The following is a 20747-nucleotide window of genomic DNA, read 5'->3' on the forward strand; positions in this document are numbered from 1 at the left end:
ACGGATGACCCTCGCGGAGGGTGCTCCCTCCGGCCGTTTTGGATCCGCCCGGCACCACCGCCTATTGTCCAGCAGGGCGATGACCTGGAACGACGCGTGACCGGGCGGGAGACTGGTGGAGCGGTACGAGATCGAGACATTCCTGACGCTGGCCGAGGAGCTGCATTTCGCGCGGACCGCCGAACGCCTGCGCCTGTCGCCCGGCCGGGTCAGCCAGACGATCAAGACGTTGGAGCGCCGTCTCGGCGGCCCGTTGTTCGAACGCAGCAGCCGCCGCGTGGACCTCACCCCGGTCGGCCGGCAGCTGCATGCGGAGCTGCTGCCCGCGCACCAGCAGATCCAGCGTGCCTTGGACAACGCGTCGGCCACCTTCGCCGGGATCAGCGGTGTGCTGCGCGTGGGGTTCACCACGCCATGGTCCGGCGCCCTCTTCCTTCGAGCCGTCGAGGCGTTCAACTCGCGCCATCCTCGGTGCACCGTCCAGTTGCAGGAGCTGACATACAACGCGGCCGTCACAGCATTGCGGGACGAGGACGTGGACCTGGTGATCACCGTGCCTCCCGTCGAAGAACCGGCCATCACCGTGGGCCCCGTTCTGTTCTCCGAACCACGTGCCCTGGTCGTGCCCGCCGACCACCCCCTTGCGACACGGGGAGCGGTCTCGCTGGAGGAGCTCGCGGTCCTGCCGCTGATCATGGGTGCCGGGATGTCCCACGCCTGGCAGGACGCCCACTTCCTGCTCCGTACTCCCCAGGGCCGTACCATTCCGCAGGGACCGGCCGCCAGCGGCTGGCAGGAGACACTCGCTCTGGTCGGGGCAGGCAAGGGTGCTTCGGTGGCTCCCCTCCGAGCGGGGCTTTACCACGGTCGACCTGATGTTGCTTATGTCCCGTTCGATGACACACCGCCCTTGGACTACGCGCTGATGTGGCGCGATGCGGGCGACACCGCCAGGCTCCGGGAGTTCGTGCAGACCGTCCGCGAGTTCTCTCCTGAGACGGCCGGTCGCTCCGGGAATCGGCACTCCGCTCCCGCTTAGTTGACCGGAAAGGCCTCACGCCTCCGAGCTCTGATGCCCGTTTCGCGGCAGTGTCAGCGTCGCGCTCGCGGTGAGGATGAGGCCGGCTGCGGCGAGCAGCATGCTCCAGCGCATTCCGGTCAGGAACGTGTCGGAGCCTGCCAGGAGCGCTCCGAAGACCGCGACCGCGATCGCTCCGCCGACCTGGCGGCCGGTGTTGAGTACGGCGCCTGCGGTGCCTGCCCGGTCGGCGGGCACGGCGTCGAGCAGCATCGCGGTCAGCGCCGGCACCGTGAGCGCACCGCCGAGCCCGACCGGCACCATCAGCGCCGCCACGACCCAGACGTTGGTGTGCGCGCTGACCGTGAGCAGAGACAGCAGCCCGGCCGTGCCGACCAGCTGGCCCGCCACCATCGGCACCCGTGGGCCGAACCGGGCGGCCAGTCTCGCTGAGGCCAGGTTCACCACGGCGACCAGTGCCGTCATCGGGATGAACATCAGACCCGCGGTGAGCGCGGACTGCCCGCGTTCCTGCTGCAGGTACAGGCTGAAGATGAACACCCCGCCGTAGTACGCGGCGTTCAGCATGAACCCGACCACCAGCGACACAGCCACCACCCGCGAGCGGAACAACGGCAGCGGCAGCATCGGGTGCGCGCCCCTGGCCTGCGCGGCCAGGAACGCGACCGCCGAGACGACGGCCACCAGCAGTGATGCCACGACCAGTGGTGTGCCGAAGCCCTTGGCGCCGCCCTCGATCACGCCGTAGGTGAACGCGCCCATCGTGACCACGGCCGTCACCTGCCCGACCGCGTCCAGCCGTGCGGGCAACCGCGGCGAGGCCGGTACGCGGGAGAGGAGGGCGAGTGCCAGCAGGCCCGCGGGCAGGTTGACGAAGAAGATCCATCGCCAGCCCACCGAGGCGGTCAGTGCGCCGCCGAGCACCGGTCCGGCCGCCACCGCGACCGCGCCGCCCACGGTCCAGACCGCGATCGCCCGGGCCCGCTTGGCCTGGTCGGGAAACCCTTGGCGGACAAGCGCGAGAGACGCCGGCATCATGACGGCCGCCGCGGCTCCCTGAACGAGCCGGGCCGCGACCAGTACGCCGAGTCCGGGCGCGAATCCGCACGCGGCCGAGGCCACAGCGAAGAGAATCAGCCCTCCGCCGTACGCCTGCCGGGCTCCGATGCGGTCGGACAGGGCGCCCGCCGAGAGCATCAGGGCGGCGAACATCAGCGTGTAGCCGTCCACCACCCACTGCAGACCCGACATGCCGCCGCCCACGCTCCGCCCGATGTCAGGCAGTGCGACGGTGACGATCAATGCGTCCAGCGAGATGAGAAAGAAGCCCAACAGGGCGGCACCGAGCACCACTGAGGAACCGCTCCGGGCGGACTCCGGTGGCGCGTCCGCGGCCGAGGGTTTGAGCAATGATGTCATCAGGTCAGCCCGCTGCCCGCGCGGGCAGGTCCTGGTTGCCGTCGCCCCAGGTCGCTGTCATCACCACGGAGGTGATCAGCCAGCTGCCGCCGGTACGGATCAGCTCCCATCGGTAGTCGCCGCCGAGCGTCCACAGCGGAGCCCCATGCGGCGTGGCCAAGCGGTGGGTGGCCTGGAAGGACGCGGTGCAGACGGCACGGTCCCCGTCGATCTCGACCAGTTGGTTGGCGATCAGGTGCTGGGTGGCGTCGAAACCGCCGAGCGTCGCCGCCCAGGCGTCCACGATCTCCTGCGGGGCGAGCCAGACCGGCTCGCCGCCGTTCAGGCTCGTGTAATCAAGGAGCACCTTGTCGGCGAACAAGCCGCGCAACCGCTCCCACTCACGGCGGTCGGCGTACACGGCCATCCGGGTGCAGGTCTGAGCGACGTCAAAGGATGTGGGCATGGCGAGGTGAACTCCTGGCGGGGTCTGGGTGTGCGGGTACGGAGCAGGTCAGAGCGTGCGAGCGAAGTGCTCGGCGGCCGCGTCCGCGGCGAAGGTGACCTGCCGTGGCTGGTCGTAGAAGTCGAACTGGACGCCGTCGGTCCACAGGAACGTCCGCTCGCCCGCCAAACCGTCGTGGAAGCGGCGGGCGCCGTCCGGGATCGCCGCGTCCTCACTGTGCACCAGCAGCACCGACGCGGTCACCTGCGGCGCGAGGGCGACGGCGTCGAAGTCCAGCCAGCCGGGCCAGGCCATGACGGCGAAGCGGTTGGGCCACTGCGCGATCCCGCCGCGCTGCGGGTTGAGGTAGAAGTCGATGTCGAACGGCATGGCCGCCTCGGGGTCGCTGCCGCTGACCACCGGCACGTAGGCGACCTCTCCGGTCTGCTCGTACCGCTGCCGGGCCAGGGCCGCGGCTGCCTTCTTGGCGTCGATGCCCTCAGCCCCGCCGTAGTTCTCCTCGCACAGGCGGCGATCGTGCAGCCACGGCGCCACCAGGGCGAGCGACCGCACCCTCGCGTCCTGGGCGGCGAACGCGCTCGCGTACATCGCTCCGGCGCACACCCCCAACGCGCCCACATACTCGCCCTCCACCGCCGGATGACCGATCAGGAAGTCGGCTGCGGCCCGGATGTCGCGGACCTTCAGCTCCGGCGACTCGTAGTCGCGCGGCTCGCCATCCGACTCGCCGTAGCCGCTGAAGTCGAACGACAGCGCCGCATAACCGCGCCGGGCCAGCTCCTCGGCGTACCGGTCGGCCATCTGCTCCTTGACGCTGGTCCAGGTCCCGGCGACCACGACACCGGCCACCGGACCGCCCTGGCCGGTGGCGGCAGGGTCAGGCAGGAAAAGGTGCCCGGCGAGCTCGGCCGTATCACCGGCGAAGCGCACTTGTTCACACCGAGGCAAGAGGACTCCTTGGGAAGGGGAAGGAAGGTCCTTTCACGCTGACACCCGGCGATCCCCTGAACAAGGCGCGATGTGTAAGGCCAGGTTGAGCGGAGCTAAACCATCCCGCCGAACAGTCAGTGGGTGAGGACGACCTTGAGCATGACGATGACCAGGCCCAGGAGCAGGTTGACGACAGCCGAGACGACGATGAGCAGGGGCTTGGCGTTGGAACGGGTGCCTGCCACCACGGTCCAGCCGACCTGGCTTGCCAGGGCCACGAAGAGGGCGCACCAGGCGGCGGTGGCGTTCGAGAGGCCCAGCAGCCAGCAGAGTGCCGCTGCGGCTGCTGGCGGAACGGCGGCCTGGGCCAGGGGCCATTCGCGGCTGCCTACCTGGCGCACTTCCTGCTTGGTCAGCGGCGCGCCCTTCTCCCGGTCTCCGGCAAGGCTCGCGTACACGTGGGCCAGCCAGAAGACGACCCCCGTGGCCAGGAGCAGGACCACCAGGGAGAGCGCCGGCGTGGGCGTGTGGCGGGGCGCGCTTCCCACGACCACGGAGGCGGCCAGGAGGGAGCCGTAGACGGCTCCGGCGTAGTCGACTCGCTCCACTCGCTCGCTCTGCACGGCCACGTCCATGGAAGCCAACTGTCCGGGAGGGCCGACGATCCGCGTATCACCCATGGCGGAGGAGGGCGGCGCAGGTACGCCGTGGCAGCTTGGCTGGCACCGAGTGTGGAGGTGGGCACATGGCAATCGGACCGGTTCAGCTGATCGTGCTGGGATTCAACCACCCCAACTTCCAGGGCGAGGTGATCGCGGAGCTGGAACGGCTGCGCGAGAGCGACACCATCAAGGTGATCGACGCCCTGGCCGTCTACAAGGACAAGGAAGGCGAGATCGAGGTCGAGCACCTCAGCAACCTGACCAAGGACGAGGCGATCGAGTTCGGCAGCAAGGTCGGCGCGCTCATCGGGCTCGGCATCGAGGGCGAGGAGGGCGTCGTCTCCGGGGCGATCGCTGGGGCCGAGGCGGCCGCGGAGGGCGTCCACGTCTTCCCCGAGCCCGAGGACGCCTGGGACGTCATCGAGGACATCCCGCCCGACACGGCGGCGGCGCTCCTGCTCATCGAGCACCACTGGGCCGTGCCGCTGCGCGACGCGATCATGCGCGCGGGCGGGTTCCGGCTGAGCGACGGGTTCATCAGCCCGCTGGACCTGGTCGCGATCGGGCTGCACACCGCCGAGGAGGCGCGGCAGCTGCACGACCTGGAGACCACGGCGAGGAGGCAGTGATGTTCGGAGCCCGCAGGGTGGCACGGCGCACGTCCCGGCGTACGGCACGCCGGGTGGAGAGGCGCCGCTGAGAGCCACATGACGACGGGCGGTTCCGCTGGGCTGGGGCCTCGGGACCGCCCGTTCCGCGTGCTCAGAGTCCAACCTAAGAAGTCAGCGGGGGCGCCGGCGGTCACAGGAGAGCCGAGGCCAGGCCCTTGAAGATGAGGACGGCGGCGATCATGCCGCTCAGCCCGTACGCCAGTACGCGCCGGTGCTCCAGCAGCCAGGTGCGCCACCGCTCGTGGATGTCGGCCGCCTGGTCGGGCTTGAACAGCGGGACCATCACCGGCGCCGCGACGCCGGCCGAGGCCAGGATGACGAACAGGGCGATCGTGACGGCCAGGCCCGCGCCGGTCCAGCCCGTCTCCAGGAGCTGGTTGACCGCAGCCGCGACGAGCAGGTAGCTCGGCATGAACGCGCCGAGGGCGAACGCCAGCGGCGCCGGCATCGTGTCGAGGCGTTCGACCCAGCCCGGGTTCTGGTTCTTCTTCTGCGCGTCGTACGGCTTGCGCCATCGCCAGAGCAGGAAGACCGCGAGAGCCGCGCCCAGCGCCACATCGACCCAGGCGTAGGGGGTGAAGGTCGAACGGGAGTGATTGCGTTCGTAGTGCGGCAGCAGCACGACCGACGCGGCCCCGATCGCCGCGAGGACGGTCACCCAGCCCACCAGGAACGCCGTCGCCTTGGTCATCCCGCCCTTGGCCGCCGCCAGCAGCACGGCGGTGAGGATGGACCAGGGTTTGAGCGCGAGGGCCATGGCCAGTACGACGAGCAGCAGAAACGAGTCGAGTCTCATCCGACGCCCCAATGCCCCTTAAGACGCGGGCGCCCGATCAGCTGCCCGACGTCTTTATGAGCCGTTCGACGATCTCCGCCCACGCCGCCTCGTCCACCGCCACTCCCGCGTCGTGTGCGCAGGTCCGCGCACCCGGGCTCCGCAGGATCGCGTTGCGCAGCGCCCACTGGTGCGCCCTGGCGGCCCTGCGGCGGCCGAGGAGGATCATGCCGAAACCGGTGATCAGACCGGCGAGGTGGATCACCGCCAGAATGACCAGCGCTTCCATCCGATCACCCCCAAGCGTAGGCGGCCCCAGCACTACGGCCGGGCTGGGGCCGCCCACCGGTCCCCCGTGCTCAGAGTCCAGACTGCTCCGCGGTCCGCCGGTCATAGACGCACAGCGCCCAGATCACCACGGCGTCCAGAGCGATCATGATGATGCTCCAGATCGGGTAGTACGGCAGGAACAGGAACTGGCTGATCATGTTCAGGCACACGAAGAAGATCCCGAGGATCCGGGCCCACAGCGCCCCCGTGAGCACCACGAATCCGACGACCACCACCGCGATGCCGAGGAACAGGTGGATCCAGCCCCAGGTGGTGGCGTCGACGTTGTAGACGTAGTCCTTGGTCACGACGAAGAACTCGTCCTTCAGGATCGCCGCCAGGCCCTGGATGGCCTGGAACGTCCCGATCAGCGCCATCATGACGGCTCCGAAGACCGCGAACCCGACGAGCCACTTGGGGGTCGGCTCGTGGTCCGGGTCGGTGTTCCGGCGCCGTGCGGACATCTGGTCCGACATCTCAACACCTCCTGGTTCAGGCGTCCTGGTAGGGGCGCATGTAGACGGCCAGGGCCCAGATCACGGCCACGTCGAGGGCGATGAGCGCGATGGACCAGAGCGGGTAGTTGGGAATGTTCATGAAGTTGGCGATCGCGCTGACACCCGCGACCGCGATGCCGATCCAGCGCGCGGGCGTCAGACCTGCGAAGACGCCGAACGCGGCGAGACCGACGACGATCCCGATGGCGATGTGCAGCCAGCCCCACGCGCCGGTGTCCCATTGGAAGACGTAATGGCGGGTGGTGACGTAGAAGCCGTCATGTGCGACCGCGGCGATCCCGGCGACCACCTGCAGGATCCCGATCATCAGCATCATGATTCCGGCGAAGACGGCCAGGCCGAGGGACCAGCTGTCCTTCTTGGTGTAGCCCACCGCGGGGCGTTCAGTGGTCATCGCGGTGCCTCCCTTCGACGAAGCACAGCTTCACCCGGTCGGCGGCGTCCGGTATCACCCGCGACGGATGAGCCTGGCCGCGGGGGCCGCCGCCGATTCTGTGACGATGGACGACACACCCGCCGCCGCGACGACGGCGCAGGCGCCCCATCCGGCGCGGGCGATGGTCTTCCCGCTGGCGTTCGCGCAGTTCGTGTGCAGTTACGCCGCCACGAACATGAACGTCGCGATCAGCACGATCGCCGACGACCTCGGCACGTCGGTGAAGGGCATCCAGACGACGATCACGCTGTTCACCCTCACGATGGCGGCGCTGATGATCGTCGGGAGCAAGCTGACCGACATCTTCGGCCGGAAGGTCTGCTTCGTCGCGGGGCTGGCGGTGTACGGGGCGGGCGCGCTGCTGGCGACGCTCGCGCAGGGCCTTGGCCTGATGATCGTCGGCTACTCGGTGCTGGAGGGCGTCGGGTCGGCACTGCTCATCCCGCCCATCTACATCCTGATCACGGTGCTGTTCGAGGACACCAGGTCTCGCGCCAAGTACTTCGGGGTGGTCAGCGGGGCGGCCGGTCTCGGCTCGGCGGCGGGCCCGCTGGTCGGTGGCCTCATCACCAGCACGATCAGCTGGCGTGCCTCGTTCCTGGCGCAGGTGCTCGCGGTGGCCTGGATTCTCGTCCTGACCCGCAGGATCGTCGACCCGCCGCGCAGCGCCTCCCGGCCGCGCCTGGACATCGGCGGCGCGGTCCTGTCCGCGGCGGGCCTGCTCCTCGTCGTCCTCGGCGTGCTGATGTCGAGCACCTACGGCTGGCTCGGCGCGCGCAAGGCCGTCAAGGTCGGCGACACCGAGCTGATCCCCAAGGGCGGCATCTCGCCGGTGTGGATCTCCATCGCGCTCGGCGCGCTGGTCCTGGGCTGGTTCTTCTGGCACGTCCGCCGGCGCGAGCTGCACGGCAAGGACCCGCTGGTGGCGATCAGGCTGTTCCGCAACCGCATCTCCAACCTGGGCCTGACCACGCAGACCATCCAGTGGCTGACCATGCAGGGCACCTTCTTCGTGATCTCGGTCTTCCTGCAGCAGGAACGCGGGTTCAACGCCATCCAGACCGGGCTGACCCTGGTGCCCGCGACCGCGGGCATCCTGATCGCCTCGGCCGCCGCCGAACGGATGGCCGGCCGCCACTCGCAGCGGCGCCTCATCCGAGCGGGCTTCGGCACCGTGATCGCCGGCTTCGCGCTGCTGCTCCTGCTGGTGCGGCCGCATTCGAACGTGCTGCTGTTCGCGCCGGGACTGCTCGCGATCGGCCTCGGCGTCGGGATCATGCTGACCGCCTCGGTGAACGTGGTGCAGTCGGCCTTCCCCGAGTCCGACCAGGGCGACATCTCCGGCGTCTCGCGCAGCGTGTCCAACCTCGGCTCGTCGCTCGGCACGGCGCTGGCGGGCTCGGTGCTGGTCGCCGCGTCCCATCCCGGCCAGAAGCCGTTCGCGCTCGCCCTCGCGACCATGCTGGTCATCACGGTGATCGGCTGGATCGTGGCGCTGCTGATCCCGAAGCGGGCTGAGCCGGAGTGACGGTGGCGGCGCCGGATCGTGCGACCCGCCGCAGGCTGGCCGTGCGGGCGGTGGTGCGGCCGACGCTGACCGCGACGTTCCTCCTGGTCACCTACTACCTGCTTCCGCTGGACGGAACGTTCACCGTGACCACGGCGGTCCTGCTGCTGTGCGCGCTCGTCGCGCTCGCCGCGAGCTTCACCTGGCACGCGCGGTCGATCGTGCGTTCGGAGCATCCGCGGCTGCGGGCGATCGAGGCGCTGGTGACCTCGGTGTCGCTGTTCCTGCTGATGTTCGCGCTGGCCTACAGCCTCATGGACAACACCACGCAGGGCGCCTTCTCCGAGCCGCTCAACCGGACCGACGCCCTCTACTTCACGCTCACGACGTTCTCGACGGTGGGCTTCGGGGACATCGTGCCGCGTTCGACGCCCGCCCGGGTCCTGACCATGGTGCAGATGATCGGCGACCTGGTCATCGTGGGCCTGGCCGCGCGCATCCTCGTCGAAGCGGTCCGTCGCGGCCTTGAGCGCCAAGGCCGCGACGCACCGGACAGGTGACCTGACCTGAGGCCCTACCGGTCGAGGCGACGGTCGAGGTTCACGGCCGCGGTGATCAGGGCGAGGTGGCTGAACGCCTGCGGGAAGTTGCCGAGCTGCTCGCCCGTCGGCCCGATCTCCTCGGAGTAGAGGCCGAGGCGGTTGCTGTAGGTGAGCATCTTCTCGAACGTGAGGCGCGCGTCGTTCAGCCGCCCCGAACGTGCCAGCGCCTCGACGTACCAGAACGTGCACATCGAGAACGTGCCCTCCGAGCCCCGCAGCCCGTCCGGCGAGGCCCCGGGGTCGTACCGGTAGACCAGGCTGTCGGACACCAGTTCGTCGTCCATCGCCCGCAGCGTGGACTGCCATCTCGGGTCCCTGGGCGCGATGAAGCCGACCAGCGGCATGTAGAGCAGCGAGGCGTCGAGCACGTCGCCGCCGTAGTGCTGGATGAACGCGCCGCGTTCGGCGCTCCAGCCCCGTCGCATGATCTGCTGGTAGATCGCGTCGCGTGCCTCGGTCCAGCGGACGAGGTCGGCGGGGCGGCCCCGCTCGCGGGCGAGGCGGATCGCGCGGTCGAGCGCCACCCACGACATCAGCCGTCCGTAGACGAAGTCCTTCGGGCCGCCGCGCGTCTCCCACAGGCCGGCGTCCTTCTGATCCCAGTGGCCGCACAGCCAGTCGACGATCCGCGACAGGTCGGTCCAGCCCTGGTAGCCGACCGGCAGCCCGTGCCCATCGGCGAGGTAGACCGAGTCCAGGGCCTCGCCGTAGATGTCCAGCTGCACCTGGGTGGCCGCGCCGTTGCCGATGCGGACCGGCCGCGACTCCCGGTAGCCCTCCAGATGCTCCAGCGACTCCTCACTGAGGTCGCCCGTACCGTCGATCCGGTACATGATCTGCAACGGCGAGCCCTGCTCGACCGCCTCGCGGGCGCGGTCGCCGAGCCAGACCAGGAACGCCTCGGCCTCCTCCTCGAACCCGAGGCCGAGCAGCGCGTGCACCGAGAACGACGCGTCGCGCACCCAGGTGAACCGGTAGTCCCAGTTGCGTTCGCCGCCGACCAGCTCGGGCAGGCCCGCGGTCGGCGCGGCGACCAGCGCCCCGGTCGGCGCGTACGTCATGAGCTTCAGCGTCATGGCCGAGCGTTCGACCATCTCGCGCCACCGGCCGCGGTAGTGCGACCGCCCGATCCAGCCGCGCCAGAAGTCCCGGGTGTCGGTGAGCAGGCGCAGCGCCTCGTCGGGTGACCAGAGCCGTGGCGGGCCGTCCGGTGCCGTCTCCAGCACCACTCCCCCGGCCTCGCCCGCCGACGCGGTAACGACCGCGTGCACGCCGCCGCGCTCGTCCACCCGCAGCTCGGCGCCCTCACGCGGCGGTACGTCGTGGTCCCGGACGATCGACAGGTTCACGCTCATGGCGTCGCCGTGGAACGCGACGCCGTTCTCGGTGACCTCGGTCTTGTGGTCGCGGCGCCCGTAGTCGAACGCGGGCTCGCAGTGGATGGCGAAGCGCATCTGGCCGCGGACCACCCTGACCAGCCTGACGATCCGGTGCCGCTGGCTCGCCGCGGCGCCCGCGACGGGCATGAAGTCGGCGACCTCGCCGACCCCGTCGGGCGTCATGAACCTCGTGATCAGGATCGCGGTGCCCGGCAGGTAGAGCTGCCTGGACACGTAGTCGCCGGACTCGGGCGCGATGCGGAACCGCCCGCCCCGCTCCCGGTCCAGCAGCGAGGCGAACAGGCTCGGCGAGTCGAACCGCGGGCTGCAGAACCAGTCGACGCTGCCGTCCGAATCGATCAGCGCGGCGGTCTGCAGGTCGCCGATCAGTCCATGGTCTTCGATGGCCGGATATGCGCTCATGCCTGAGCATGGGCGGAACGCGGGCGAGCGGGATTCACCCGTTCTGGAGGAGATGCGCGGCGCTCGCCAGGCATTCCTTCGGCGTGAGGACGGCGCCGCGCGCGAACTCGGCCGCGTAGGCGTCGTCGCCGAGCACGGCGCGTGCGGCCCCGGCGGCACGGCCGATGTCGTCCTCCTCCGCCGGGCCGGGCGTCAGCCCCTTGGACCGGCGCAGGGCGCCTGCGGTCCCGAGCAGCCGCGCCGCCTCGGCGTGGCCGCCGGCCAGGACCAGCGCTCCGGCCACGCCCTCAAGGCCGAACGCCGTGTCCCGCGGGCCGTCGAAGGCCATCGCGATCGCCAGGGACTCCTGGTGGCGCCGCAGTGCCGTCGCCACGTCACCGCGCCGCTCGGACACATAGCCCAGCCCGACGAGGACGGTCGTCAGGTAGGGCGGCGGCCCTTCGTCGGCCGGGACGTCCTTCACCAGCCGGCCGAGCACTTCCTCCGCCTCGTCGAGGTGGCCCTGCTTGCGCGCGGTGAAGCCGAGGGCGAGCTCGGCGAGGATCGCGGCCGGAAGATTCCCCTGCTCGGCGGTCAGCCGCAGGGCGCGCTCGCAGAACGCCCGCGCCTCGGCGTAGGAGGCGCGCGAGTAGCCGGTCCAGCCCAGCCACGCCAGGCGCGAGGTGACGTCCGGCCAGAGGTGGAGCTCCTCGGCCATGCGCAGGCCGTCGCGGGTGAGGCGGTCGGCGCGGTCGTAGTCACCGGCCAACTCGGCCGCCGCGGCGAGCCAGTCGGCGCCCTGAAGCTGCCCCCAGAGGTCGCCGACCTCCTCGAACAGGGCCACGGCGCGCGAACCCGCGGCATCGACGGCGGCGACGTCCCCGCGATGATGGCCGTACTTGGCCCGCAGCACCAGCACGGTCGCCTCGCCCCAGCGGTCTCCCCGTTCCCGGAAGGTCGCCACCGCGCGGTCCACGAGCGCCTCGCCGATCGCCTGGTCCTCCACCTCGAAGCCGATGTAGGCCATGAGCCACTCCGCGAGCGCCCGGCCCGCCGGGTCGTCCACCTCCTCGAACCCTCGCAGGGCGGCCTCGCGCCTGACCTTCCAGTCCGTGTCGTCACCTTGCAGGAGGCGGAAACCGGTCTGCCAGGCGGCGGCACGCGCCCGCGCCGGGGACGGCGCTTCGTCCATCGCCAGCACGGTGCTCAGCGACCGCATCGCCTCGGTCGGCCGGCCGCGCAGGAACCAGTACCAGCAGAGCGCGGACGCCATGCGCTGGGCGTGCGCGCCGTCCCCTTCGGCGACCGCGCAGTCCAGCGCCGAACGCAGGTTGCCCGACTCGGCGTCCAGGGTCCGCAGCCAGGTCTGCTGCTCGCCGCCGCGCAGGCGCGGCTCGGCGCGTTCGGCCAGGTCGGTGTAGTAGCGGTAGTGGCGCCGCTTGAGCTCCTCGTGCTCGCCCGCCTCGTCGAGCCGGTCGGCGCAGTACGCGGCGACCGACTCCAGCAGCCGGTAGCGGGGGCCGTCGAGCCCGGCGTCGGTCATGACCACCAGCGACCGGTCGACGAGCCGGATCAGCAGGTCGAGGGTGTCGAGGGCGTCACCGCCGCACACCGCCTCGGCGGCCTCCAGCGAGCAGCCGTCGGCGTGCACGGCCAGGCGCCGCAGCACGGCCCGTTCCTCCTCCGACAGCAGCTCCCAGCTCCAGTCGATCATCGCCATCAGGGTCTGCTGGCGCGGCGGCGCCCCGCGGTGGCCGGTGGCCAGCAGCCGGAACCGGTCGTCGAGCCGCGCCACCAGTCCCGCGACGCCGAGCGCCCGTACGCGCGTCGCGGCCAGCTCCAGCGCCAGCGGGATGCCGTCCAGACGGCGGCACAGCACGGCGACGCCCGCCGCGTTGCCGCCGTTGAGCTCGAATCCCCGGGCGGCGGCGGACGCACGGGCGGTGAAGAGCCGCACGGCGGCCGAGTCCGCGAGCGACGCCGGGTCCAGATCAGCCCCGCGGGCGGGCACCTCCAGCGGCGGTACGGCCCACACGGTCTCGCCCTGGAGGCCGAGCGGCTCCCTGCTGGTCGCCAGCACGCGCAGGCCCGGCGCGGTCCGCAGCAGCCGGTCCACCAGCTCGGCGGCCCGTTCGATGACGTGCTCGCAGTTGTCCAGGACCAGCAGCATCCGCCGGGGCCCGAGCGAGGACGCCAGCCGGTCGAGCTCGGTGCCGGACGCACCGGGCGCCTCCCGGATGTCCAGGACGGCCGTCACGACGTCGCTCAGGGAACCGGTCGCCGAAGGTTCGAAACCGGCCAGCTCGACCATCCACACGCCGTCGTCGACGGCGCCCGCACGGGAGTCCGCCCGCCGCCGTCCCGCCTCGATCGCCAGCCGCGTCTTGCCGACCCCGCCGGGCCCGGTGAGCGTGACGAGCCGGTCGGTCTCCAGCCGCGCGAGGATGCCCGCCACCGCATCGTCGCGCCCGATAAGGGCGGTGGACGGCACGGGCAGGTTGGTCCTGGGCCGCCGGGTCTTCGGCTCGTCCGCGTCCAGGGCGGGGTCCTGGGTGAGGATCGCCTGGTGCAGGGCGACCAGCTCGGCGCTCGGGTCCAGGCCCAGTTCGTCGGCGAGCCGTTCGCGCAGGTCGTCGTAGGCGGCCAGGGCGTCGCCCTGCCTGCCGGACCGGTAGAGGGCGCGCATGAGCGCGGCGCGGAGCCGTTCGCGGAACGGGTGGTCGGCGACGGGCGCGACGAGGTCCCCGGCCAGCTCGCCGTGCTCGCCCAGAGCGAGCCGTACCTCGGCGTGCTCCTCCAGCGCGACCAGGCGCTGCTCCTCCAGCCGCACGATCACCGGCTGGGTGAACGCCTCGTCGGCGAAGTCGGCGTACGCCGACCCGCGCCACAGGGCCAGCGCCTCGGCCAGCCGTTCGGATCGCGCCGCCGGGTCGGTCTCCTGGCGCGCCTCGCCCGTGAGAGCGCCGAACCGTTCGGCGTCCACGGCACCCACGGCGGCGGCCAGCTGGTACCCGGCGGGCCGGGACGCGATCAGGCCGCGGCCGCCGGGCTCGGCGTCGTCCAAGATCTTCCTGAGCTGGGAGGCCTTGACCGACAGCGAGGCGCCGGGGTTGCCGGGCAGCGACTCGCCCCACAGGTCGTCGATCAGCCGGTCCGCGGGAACGGGCCGCCCCTCGTTCGCGAGCAGGGCCGCGAGCAGGGCACGGACCTTCAGGCCGGGCACCGCGACGGGCGTGCCGTCGTCGGTCCACACGGCCAGCGGGCCGAGCACTCCAAAGCGCATATCTCCACCGTAAGAAAACGGTAATCCGGTCCCCGCACAGTAGGACACGTCAGCCGGAACACGCAGGAAGGGAGGCGCGACATGGCCGGAAGGGAGGGCGAGATGGCCGGGATCGGCCCCTTGAACATGGTGATCATCATCGGCAGCACGCGGGAAGGCCGGTTCGGCCCGACCGTCGCCGGCTGGTTCGCCACCGCGGCCCGCCGCCGCCCCGACCTCGCGGTGGAGGTCGTCGACCTCGCCGAGACGCGCCTCCCCGAGACGCTCACCGGCGAGGACGAGCCGCTCCCGGCCCGGGTCGCGTCCCTCGCGACCCGGCTGGCCGCCGCCGACGCCTTCGTCGTGGTCACGCCCGAGTACAACCACGGCTTCCCGGCGCCGCTGAAGACCGCCATCGACTGGTTCTACGACGAGTGGCGGGCCAAGCCGGTCGCGATCGTGTCCTACGGCCGCGAGTCGGGCGGGCGCCACGCCGCCGACCAGCTCCGGCAGATCTTCGGCGAGCTGCACGCGGTCACCGTGCGGGACGGGATCTCCCTTGCCCGCTACTGGGAACAGTTCGCGGCCGACGGCACCTGGCCGAAGGCCACGGCCGACTGCAACACCGACCTCAAGACCACGCTGGACCAGCTGTCATGGTGGGCCCACGCCCTCCGCGACGCACGGCACCGGCGCCCGTACGCAAGCTGAACACCACCATCTGAACACCACCACATCGCAAGGGAGAATGTCATGCGTAAGATCATCAACTCGACCTACATCACCCTCGACGGCGTCATCCAGGACCCGCAGAACTGGACCGCCACCTTCTTCGACGAGACGGCCGGCGAGCTCGCCGCCGAGCAGGTGTTCGCCAGCGACGCGCTGATCATGGGCCGCGCCACCTACGACGGCTTCGCCGCCGCCTGGCCGCACATGGAGGAGCAGACCGGCGACTTCGGCGTCCGGATGAACACCATGCCCAAGTACGCGGTGTCCACCACGCTGAAGGACCCCGAGTGGAAGAACACCACCGTGATCAGCGACAACGTGGTGGAGCGGATCCGCGCCCTGAAGGAGGAGCCGGGTCAGGACATCATGCAGTACGGCTTCGGCTCGGTCTCCAAGCTGATGCTCGACAACGGCCTCCTGGACGAGCTGCGCCTGTGGATCCACCCGGTCTTCGCCGGGGCCCGCACGCCCGAGGACGTGATCAGCGTCGCCGGTGCCGTCGCCAAGTTCGACCTCGCCGGCACCAGGACGCTGCAGAGCGGCGTCATCGTCGCCACCTACACGCCCAAGGCGGCCGAGTAGTCGACGTCCCAGCCCGCCTGCGCGACCTCGACGTGAGCCGAGGCGCGCAGGCGGGCCGGCGTCTGCGGCCGCCGTCCGCCCTTCCTCAAGCCCGATCGCAGGCCCGTCCGGCGACCTGGTGGCAGATCGCCCCGGCCGCCTCCTGCGGGTTGTGCAGCAGCCAGTCGATGCGCTTGGCGCTGTCCTCGTCGGCGGGCGTGTAGACGACCATCCGCATGTCGTGGTCGGCGGTCGCGTCGAAGCTGGTGGTCCGCGTCTTGATCTCGCCGGCCGCCGGGCTCTGGAACACCTTGATCCGCGGGCCGGGCAGCGCGACGTCCTGGGTCGCCCAGAGCTGGGCGAAGCGCGGGCTGGCCTCGCTGAGCCGCCGCACCAGGTCGCGCCAGCGCGGCTCGTTCAGGTGGCTGCTGTAGCGGTACCGGAACACCGCCACGTGCAGCGCGGCCTCGGTCTCCATGTTGCCGAGCGGGTTGCAGCAGTCGGGCAGGGTGAACGCCGCCCACAGGCTGTTGCGGCATCCGTCGGGGGCCTGCACGAGCTGCGGGAAGACGGCCGCGTAGGCGTCGTTCCAGGCCAGGACGTCCGACCGCCCGTTGACCACTGAGGCGGGCTTGGGCGACAGGCCGTCCAGGATTCCTTGCATGTCCTCGGGCAGGTCCACGCACAGGCCCGCGACGCCCGGATCGGGGACCTCGGCCAGCCGGTAGAGGTGCGCCCACTCGGCCTCGTCCAGCCGCAGGCTGCGCGCCACCGCGTCCAGGACCTGGACGCTGACGTTGATCGGCCGCCCCTGCTCCAGCCACGTGTACCAGGTCACGCCGACCCCGGCGAGCTGGGCGACCTCCTCGCGGCGCAGGCCCGGCGTGCGGCGCCGCGGGCCCGGCGGCATGCCGACGTCGGCCGGGGTGACCCGTTCCCGCCGGGACCGCAGGAACGCGGCCAGCTCGGTCCGCTTGCGGCGCCCGTTCTGTGCTGTCTGCGTCGTCTCCGTCATCGCCCCCAGCCTCCCCCACCCTGCCCCGGCTATCCAGGTGCTGTCAGTACCAGTATCAAGGGGCTCCTGTTACTGGTACCAGCCTCGAACCACCCTAGAAGACATGACACAGACAACCAACGCCGTCCTGGATCCCATTCCACGGGAGCGCCAGCGTCACCGACCACGCCCGGCCGGCCTCATCCTGGCCCTCCTGCTGGTCGGGCAGTTCATGGCGATCCTGGACGTGAGCATCGTCAACGTGGCGCTGCCCACGATGCGGGCCGACCTGCACGCCTCCGGAGCCGGGCTCCAGCTGGTCGTCGCCGGGTACACCATCGCCTACGCCGTCCTGCTGGTCACCGGCGCCCGCCTCGGCGGCCTGCTCGGGCACCGCAGGATGTTCCTGACCGGCCTCGCGATCTTCACCGTGACCTCCCTGGCCTGCGGCGCGGCGCCCTCGACCGGCTCGCTGATCGCCTTCCGCTTCGCCCAGGGCATCGGCGCGGCGCTGATGACACCGCAGGTGATGAGCCTGATCCAGCTGAGCTTCACCGGCCAGGCGCGGGTCCGCGCCCTCGGCCTGTTCTCGGCGGTGATCTCGGGCGGCATCGTCGTCGGCCAGGCGGCCGGCGGCATCCTGGTCAGCGGGGACGTGCTCGGCGGCGGCTGGCGGATGGTCTTCCTGGTGAACGTGCCGATCGGCGTACTGCTGCTGATCGCCGCACCCCGGCTGCTGCCCAGGGACGACCACCGCACGACCGGCGGCCTCGACCCGCTCGGGCTGATCACGCTGACCCCGGCGGTGCTGCTGTTCGTGCTGCCGCTGATCCTCGGCCACGAGCTCGGCTGGCCGCTGTGGGGCTGGTTCTCGCTCGCCGCGAGCGCGGTGCTGTTCGCGGCGTTCGTCCTGGTGGAACGGCACGTGGCCGCCTCCGGGGGGCGTCCCCTGGTCGCGGTGCGCGTCCTGCGGACGCCCGGACTCGGCTGGGGGCTGCTGGCCCTCATGCTCGGCCCGACCACCTGGGCCGCGTTCCTGTTCACCACCACCCTGCACCTGCAGGGCGACCTGGGCTACAGCCCGCTGAAGTCGGGGCTGGCGTTCATCCCGTGCGTCGCGGCGTTCGCGCTGGTCGGCCTCAACTGGCGGCGCCTCCCGGCCCGCCTGCACGGCCCGATGATGCCCGCCGGGTTCCTGCTCGCGGCCGCCGGCTACCTGGTCCTCGGACCGCTGGCGAGCGGCGGCGTCGTCTACGAGGTGCTCACCGCGGTGATCGGCCTCGGCCTGGGCGTCACCACCGCCGTCATGACGATCGCGCTCGCCGGCGTCGCGGCCGAGGACGCCCCCGACGCCAGCGGCATGCTGCTGACGGTCATGCAGCTCGGCCAGGTGATCGGCATCGCCACCATCGGCTCGCTGTTCCTGAGCCTCGCCGAGAGCTCCCACTCCACCCGCCACGCCGAGTACGGCACCGGCTGGGCCCTCACGGGCGCCGCCGTGGTCGCGGCCGCGTGCGCCTTCATCCTGGCCCGCCGCCCCCACTCGGCATGACAACGCCGATCTTGCTCTCAGCGCCCTTTGACGGGGGTTGACGGGGCGCTGAGAGCAAGATCGGCGGGGTGTCACTCCTCTGCGGGGGTCACTCGACGTCGACCCAGCCGAAGGTGCGCTCTACGGCCTTGCGCCAGCCGGCGTAACCGGTCTCGCGCTGGGACTCGTCCCACTGGGGGTTCCAGCGCTTGGACTCGTTCCAGTTCTGCCGCAGCTCCTCGGTCGTGTTCCAGAAGCCGACCGCCAGGCCCGCCGCGTACGCGGCGCCGAGCGCGGTCGTCTCGGCCACGACCGGACGCGACACCGGCACGCCGAGGATGTCGGCCTGCATCTGCATGCACAGCTCGTTCGCCGTGACGCCGCCGTCGACCTTGAGCACGTCCAGGGAGACCCCGGAGTCCTCGCGCATCGCCTCGACGACGTCCCGCGACTGGTAGCAGATCGCCTCCAGCGTGGCCCGCGCCAGGTGGGCGTTGGTGTTGAAGCGCGACAGCCCGACGATCGCGCCGCGCGCGTCGCTGCGCCAGTACGGCGCGAACAGGCCGGAGAACGCGGGCACGAAGTAGACCCCGCCGTTGTCCTCGACCTGCGCGGCCAGCGCCTCGCTCTGCGCCGCGCCCGAGATGATCCCGAGCTGGTCGCGCAGCCACTGCACCGCCGACCCGGTCACCGCGATGGAGCCCTCCAGCGCGTAGACCGGCGCCGCGTCGCCGAGCTGGTAGCAGACCGTGGTCAGCATCCCCGCCTTGGAGCGGACCAGCTCACCGCCGGTGTTGAGCAGCAGGAAGTTGCCCGTGCCGTAGGTGTTCTTGGCCTCACCGGGCGAGAAGCACACCTGCCCGACCGTCGCCGCCTGCTGGTCGCCGAGGTCCCCTGAGAGCGGGATCTCGCCGCCCACCGGCCCGTCGGCGCGGGTGACGCCGTAGGGGTCGGGCGCCGACGACGGCCGGATCTGCGGCAGCATCGCGCGGGGGATGTTGAAGAAGGAGAGCAGCTGGTCGTCCCAGTCCAGCGTCTCCAGGTCCATCAGCATGGTGCGGCTGGCGTTGGTCGGGTCGGTGACGTGCACGCCGCCGTCGACGCCGCCGGTGAGGTTCCACAGCACCCAGGTGTCGATGTTGCCGAAGATCGCCTCGCCGCTCTCGGCCGCCTCGCGCACCCCGTCGACGTTCTCCAGGATCCACTGGATCTTGCCGCCGGAGAAGTAGGTGGCGGGCGGCAGCCCGGCCCGGTGCCGGATCGTCTCGCCCCTGCCGTCCCGCTCGAGGGCGGCGGCGATCCGGTCGGTACGGGTGTCCTGCCAGACGATCGCGTTGTAGTAGGGCCGGCCCGTCCGCCTGTTCCACACCACGGTGGTCTCACGCTGGTTCGTGATGCCCATCGCGGCGAGGTCGGAGTGGGTCAGGTTGGCCTGGCGGAGGGTGGTCTGGATGACGGCCCTGGTCCGCTCCCAGATCTCGGTGGGGTTGTGCTCGACCCAGCCGGCCTGCGGCAGGATCTGCTCGTGCTCGAGCTGGTGGCGGGCGATCTCGTTGCCGCCGTGATCGAAGATCATGAATCGGGTGCTCGTCGTGCCCTGGTCGAGCGCACCCACGAAGTCGGCCATCTTGTCTCCTGTCGGACGGGGGTCCCGTCAGGGCTGAACGTCGGTCCTGGTCGCGGACTCCGCCTCGCCCGCCGCGGCCTCGGCCGCGACGCCCGAGCCGGGGCCTTCTGCCTCACCGTTGGGCAGCTGCCTGCCGATGAGGAGTTCGTACAGCGCCGCTCCTACGACACCGCCGATGAGCGGTCCGACGATCGGAACCCACCAATATGGATCACCGTTCTGATCCTTCCAGGCTCCCCCGTACCCGGTGAAGTACTGGGCGAGTCTCGGCCCGAAGTCGCGGGCCGGGTTGATGGCGTAGCCCGCGTCGGTTCCCCAGGCCATGCCGATCGCGACGACCAGGAGGCCGATCACGACGGGGGTGAGGCTGCCCAGGGTCGGCACGTTCTTGAGGTCGATCAGCGCGAGCACCACGAACAGCAGGATCGCGGTGCCGATGATCTGGTCGCGGAAACCGCCCCACATGCTGACCGGGAGCGTTCCATTTCCCGGGAGTGTGGTGAACACGCCCTGGGTCTTGATCGTGTGGCCGGGATCGGCCTTCGCGAGCACTTCGGTGTAGTTCCAGCGCACGATGAGGGCCGCCACGAACGCCCCGGCGACCTGCGCCAGGATGAACGGTCCGACCTTCTTCCACGGGAACTTCTTGAACACCGCGAGCGAGACGGTCACGGCCGGGTTGATGTGGCCGCCGCTGATGGTCGCGGACACGTACACCCCGACGGTCACGCCGATCCCCCAGGACCAGGCGATACTGTCGTGGTTTCCGATGCCGCCGGCGACGACCTGGGCCACCACCCCCACCCCGAACAGGATGAGGATCATGGTCCCGGCGAACTCGGCCGCCATCTCGCGGCCGAGCGGGGGCAATCTCAGTCGTTCCGCCATGTGTCCTCCTCGGACGGGGTTGACGTGAGACCTGGCT

Annotated in this window: 20 protein-coding genes; 7 read left to right on the forward strand and 13 right to left on the reverse strand. The window is 71.0% G+C overall.

Features of this window, described 5'->3' with window-relative positions; translation table 11 throughout:
• Positions 1-115: 115 nt before the first annotated feature.
• Positions 116-1039, forward strand: coding sequence for a LysR family transcriptional regulator (locus tag J4573_RS10060; protein ID WP_208255084.1), 924 nt, complete (start codon positions 116-118; stop codon positions 1037-1039).
• Between the two features lie 15 nt (positions 1040-1054).
• On the opposite strand, the gene J4573_RS10065 is transcribed toward J4573_RS10060, so the two are convergent.
• The 4 genes from J4573_RS10065 to J4573_RS10080 all read right to left on the reverse strand — a co-directional run bounded on the left by J4573_RS10065 (position 1055) and on the right by J4573_RS10080 (position 4468).
• Positions 1055-2371 (reverse strand): MFS transporter, encoded by a 1317-nt coding sequence (locus tag J4573_RS10065; protein WP_372442830.1) that lies wholly within the window; start codon positions 2369-2371, stop codon positions 1055-1057.
• 91 nt (positions 2372-2462) lie between these two features.
• On the reverse strand, positions 2463-2903 hold the full coding sequence (locus J4573_RS10070; protein WP_208255086.1) for a nuclear transport factor 2 family protein: 441 nt from the start codon (positions 2901-2903) through the stop codon (positions 2463-2465).
• Positions 2904-2951: 48 nt separating this feature from the next.
• Positions 2952-3833 carry an alpha/beta hydrolase gene (locus tag J4573_RS10075; protein ID WP_208255087.1) on the reverse strand — a complete coding sequence of 294 codons (882 nt, stop codon included), beginning with the start codon at positions 3831-3833 and terminating at the stop codon, positions 2952-2954.
• 134 nt (positions 3834-3967) lie between these two features.
• Complete coding sequence (locus J4573_RS10080; RefSeq protein ID WP_208255088.1) at positions 3968-4468, reverse strand: hypothetical protein; 501 nt, start codon at positions 4466-4468, stop codon at positions 3968-3970.
• 110 nt (positions 4469-4578) lie between these two features.
• Here J4573_RS10080 and J4573_RS10085 point away from each other — a divergent pair, with 110 nt between their 5' ends.
• On the forward strand, positions 4579-5124 hold the full coding sequence (locus J4573_RS10085; protein ID WP_208255089.1) for a hypothetical protein: 546 nt from the start codon (positions 4579-4581) through the stop codon (positions 5122-5124).
• Between the two features lie 172 nt (positions 5125-5296).
• Here the strand turns inward: J4573_RS10085 and J4573_RS10090 are convergent, their stop codons facing one another.
• The 4 genes from J4573_RS10090 to J4573_RS10105 all read right to left on the reverse strand — a co-directional run bounded on the left by J4573_RS10090 (position 5297) and on the right by J4573_RS10105 (position 7183).
• Positions 5297-5962, reverse strand: a complete 666-nt coding sequence (locus J4573_RS10090; protein WP_208255090.1) for a GAP family protein — start codon at positions 5960-5962, stop codon at positions 5297-5299.
• Between the two features lie 37 nt (positions 5963-5999).
• Positions 6000-6230, reverse strand: a complete 231-nt coding sequence (locus J4573_RS10095; protein WP_208255091.1) for a hypothetical protein — start codon at positions 6228-6230, stop codon at positions 6000-6002.
• A gap of 70 nt (positions 6231-6300) precedes the next feature.
• Entirely contained in the window at positions 6301-6747 is a 447-nt protein-coding gene (locus J4573_RS10100) for a DUF7144 family membrane protein (RefSeq protein ID WP_208255092.1), read from the reverse strand.
• Between the two features lie 16 nt (positions 6748-6763).
• Positions 6764-7183 carry a DUF7144 family membrane protein gene (locus tag J4573_RS10105; RefSeq protein WP_208255093.1) on the reverse strand — a complete coding sequence of 140 codons (420 nt, stop codon included), beginning with the start codon at positions 7181-7183 and terminating at the stop codon, positions 6764-6766.
• Between the two features lie 106 nt (positions 7184-7289).
• Here J4573_RS10105 and J4573_RS10110 point away from each other — a divergent pair, with 106 nt between their 5' ends.
• Both J4573_RS10110 and J4573_RS56000 read left to right on the forward strand, forming a co-directional pair.
• Entirely contained in the window at positions 7290-8753 is a 1464-nt protein-coding gene (locus tag J4573_RS10110; RefSeq protein WP_208255094.1) for an MFS transporter, read from the forward strand.
• 2 nt (positions 8754-8755) lie between these two features.
• A complete protein-coding gene (locus J4573_RS56000; protein ID WP_208255095.1) occupies positions 8756-9292 on the forward strand; it encodes a potassium channel family protein in 537 nt (178 codons plus the stop codon).
• A gap of 14 nt (positions 9293-9306) precedes the next feature.
• On the opposite strand, the gene J4573_RS10120 is transcribed toward J4573_RS56000, so the two are convergent.
• Both J4573_RS10120 and J4573_RS10125 read right to left on the reverse strand, forming a co-directional pair.
• A complete protein-coding gene (locus J4573_RS10120; protein ID WP_208255096.1) occupies positions 9307-11136 on the reverse strand; it encodes a glycoside hydrolase family 15 protein in 1830 nt (609 codons plus the stop codon).
• Between the two features lie 34 nt (positions 11137-11170).
• A complete protein-coding gene (locus J4573_RS10125; RefSeq protein ID WP_208255097.1) occupies positions 11171-14398 on the reverse strand; it encodes an AfsR/SARP family transcriptional regulator in 3228 nt (1075 codons plus the stop codon).
• Positions 14399-14479: 81 nt separating this feature from the next.
• Here J4573_RS10125 and J4573_RS10130 point away from each other — a divergent pair, with 81 nt between their 5' ends.
• Both J4573_RS10130 and J4573_RS10135 read left to right on the forward strand, forming a co-directional pair.
• Positions 14480-15088 (forward strand): NADPH-dependent FMN reductase, encoded by a 609-nt coding sequence (locus tag J4573_RS10130; RefSeq protein WP_243772806.1) that lies wholly within the window; start codon positions 14480-14482, stop codon positions 15086-15088.
• A 42-nt stretch (positions 15089-15130) separates the two neighbouring features.
• Positions 15131-15691: a dihydrofolate reductase family protein gene (locus tag J4573_RS10135; protein WP_208255098.1), complete on the forward strand. Its 561-nt coding sequence runs from the start codon at positions 15131-15133 to the stop codon at positions 15689-15691.
• A gap of 85 nt (positions 15692-15776) precedes the next feature.
• On the opposite strand, the gene J4573_RS10140 is transcribed toward J4573_RS10135, so the two are convergent.
• A complete protein-coding gene (locus tag J4573_RS10140) occupies positions 15777-16685 on the reverse strand; it encodes a helix-turn-helix transcriptional regulator (protein WP_208255099.1) in 909 nt (302 codons plus the stop codon).
• A gap of 103 nt (positions 16686-16788) precedes the next feature.
• Here J4573_RS10140 and J4573_RS10145 point away from each other — a divergent pair, with 103 nt between their 5' ends.
• Positions 16789-18216, forward strand: a complete 1428-nt coding sequence (locus J4573_RS10145) for an MFS transporter (RefSeq protein WP_208255100.1) — start codon at positions 16789-16791, stop codon at positions 18214-18216.
• 88 nt (positions 18217-18304) lie between these two features.
• On the opposite strand, the gene glpK is transcribed toward J4573_RS10145, so the two are convergent.
• Both glpK and J4573_RS10155 read right to left on the reverse strand, forming a co-directional pair.
• Positions 18305-19822 (reverse strand): glycerol kinase GlpK, encoded by a 1518-nt coding sequence (gene glpK / locus J4573_RS10150; protein WP_208255101.1) that lies wholly within the window; start codon positions 19820-19822, stop codon positions 18305-18307.
• 27 nt (positions 19823-19849) lie between these two features.
• Positions 19850-20710, reverse strand: coding sequence for an MIP/aquaporin family protein (locus tag J4573_RS10155; RefSeq protein WP_208255102.1), 861 nt, complete (start codon positions 20708-20710; stop codon positions 19850-19852).
• Positions 20711-20747: the final 37 nt, after the last annotated feature.

The sequence above is a fragment of the Actinomadura barringtoniae genome (assembly GCF_017573505.1).
Classification (GTDB): domain Bacteria; phylum Actinomycetota; class Actinomycetes; order Streptosporangiales; family Streptosporangiaceae; genus Spirillospora; species Spirillospora barringtoniae.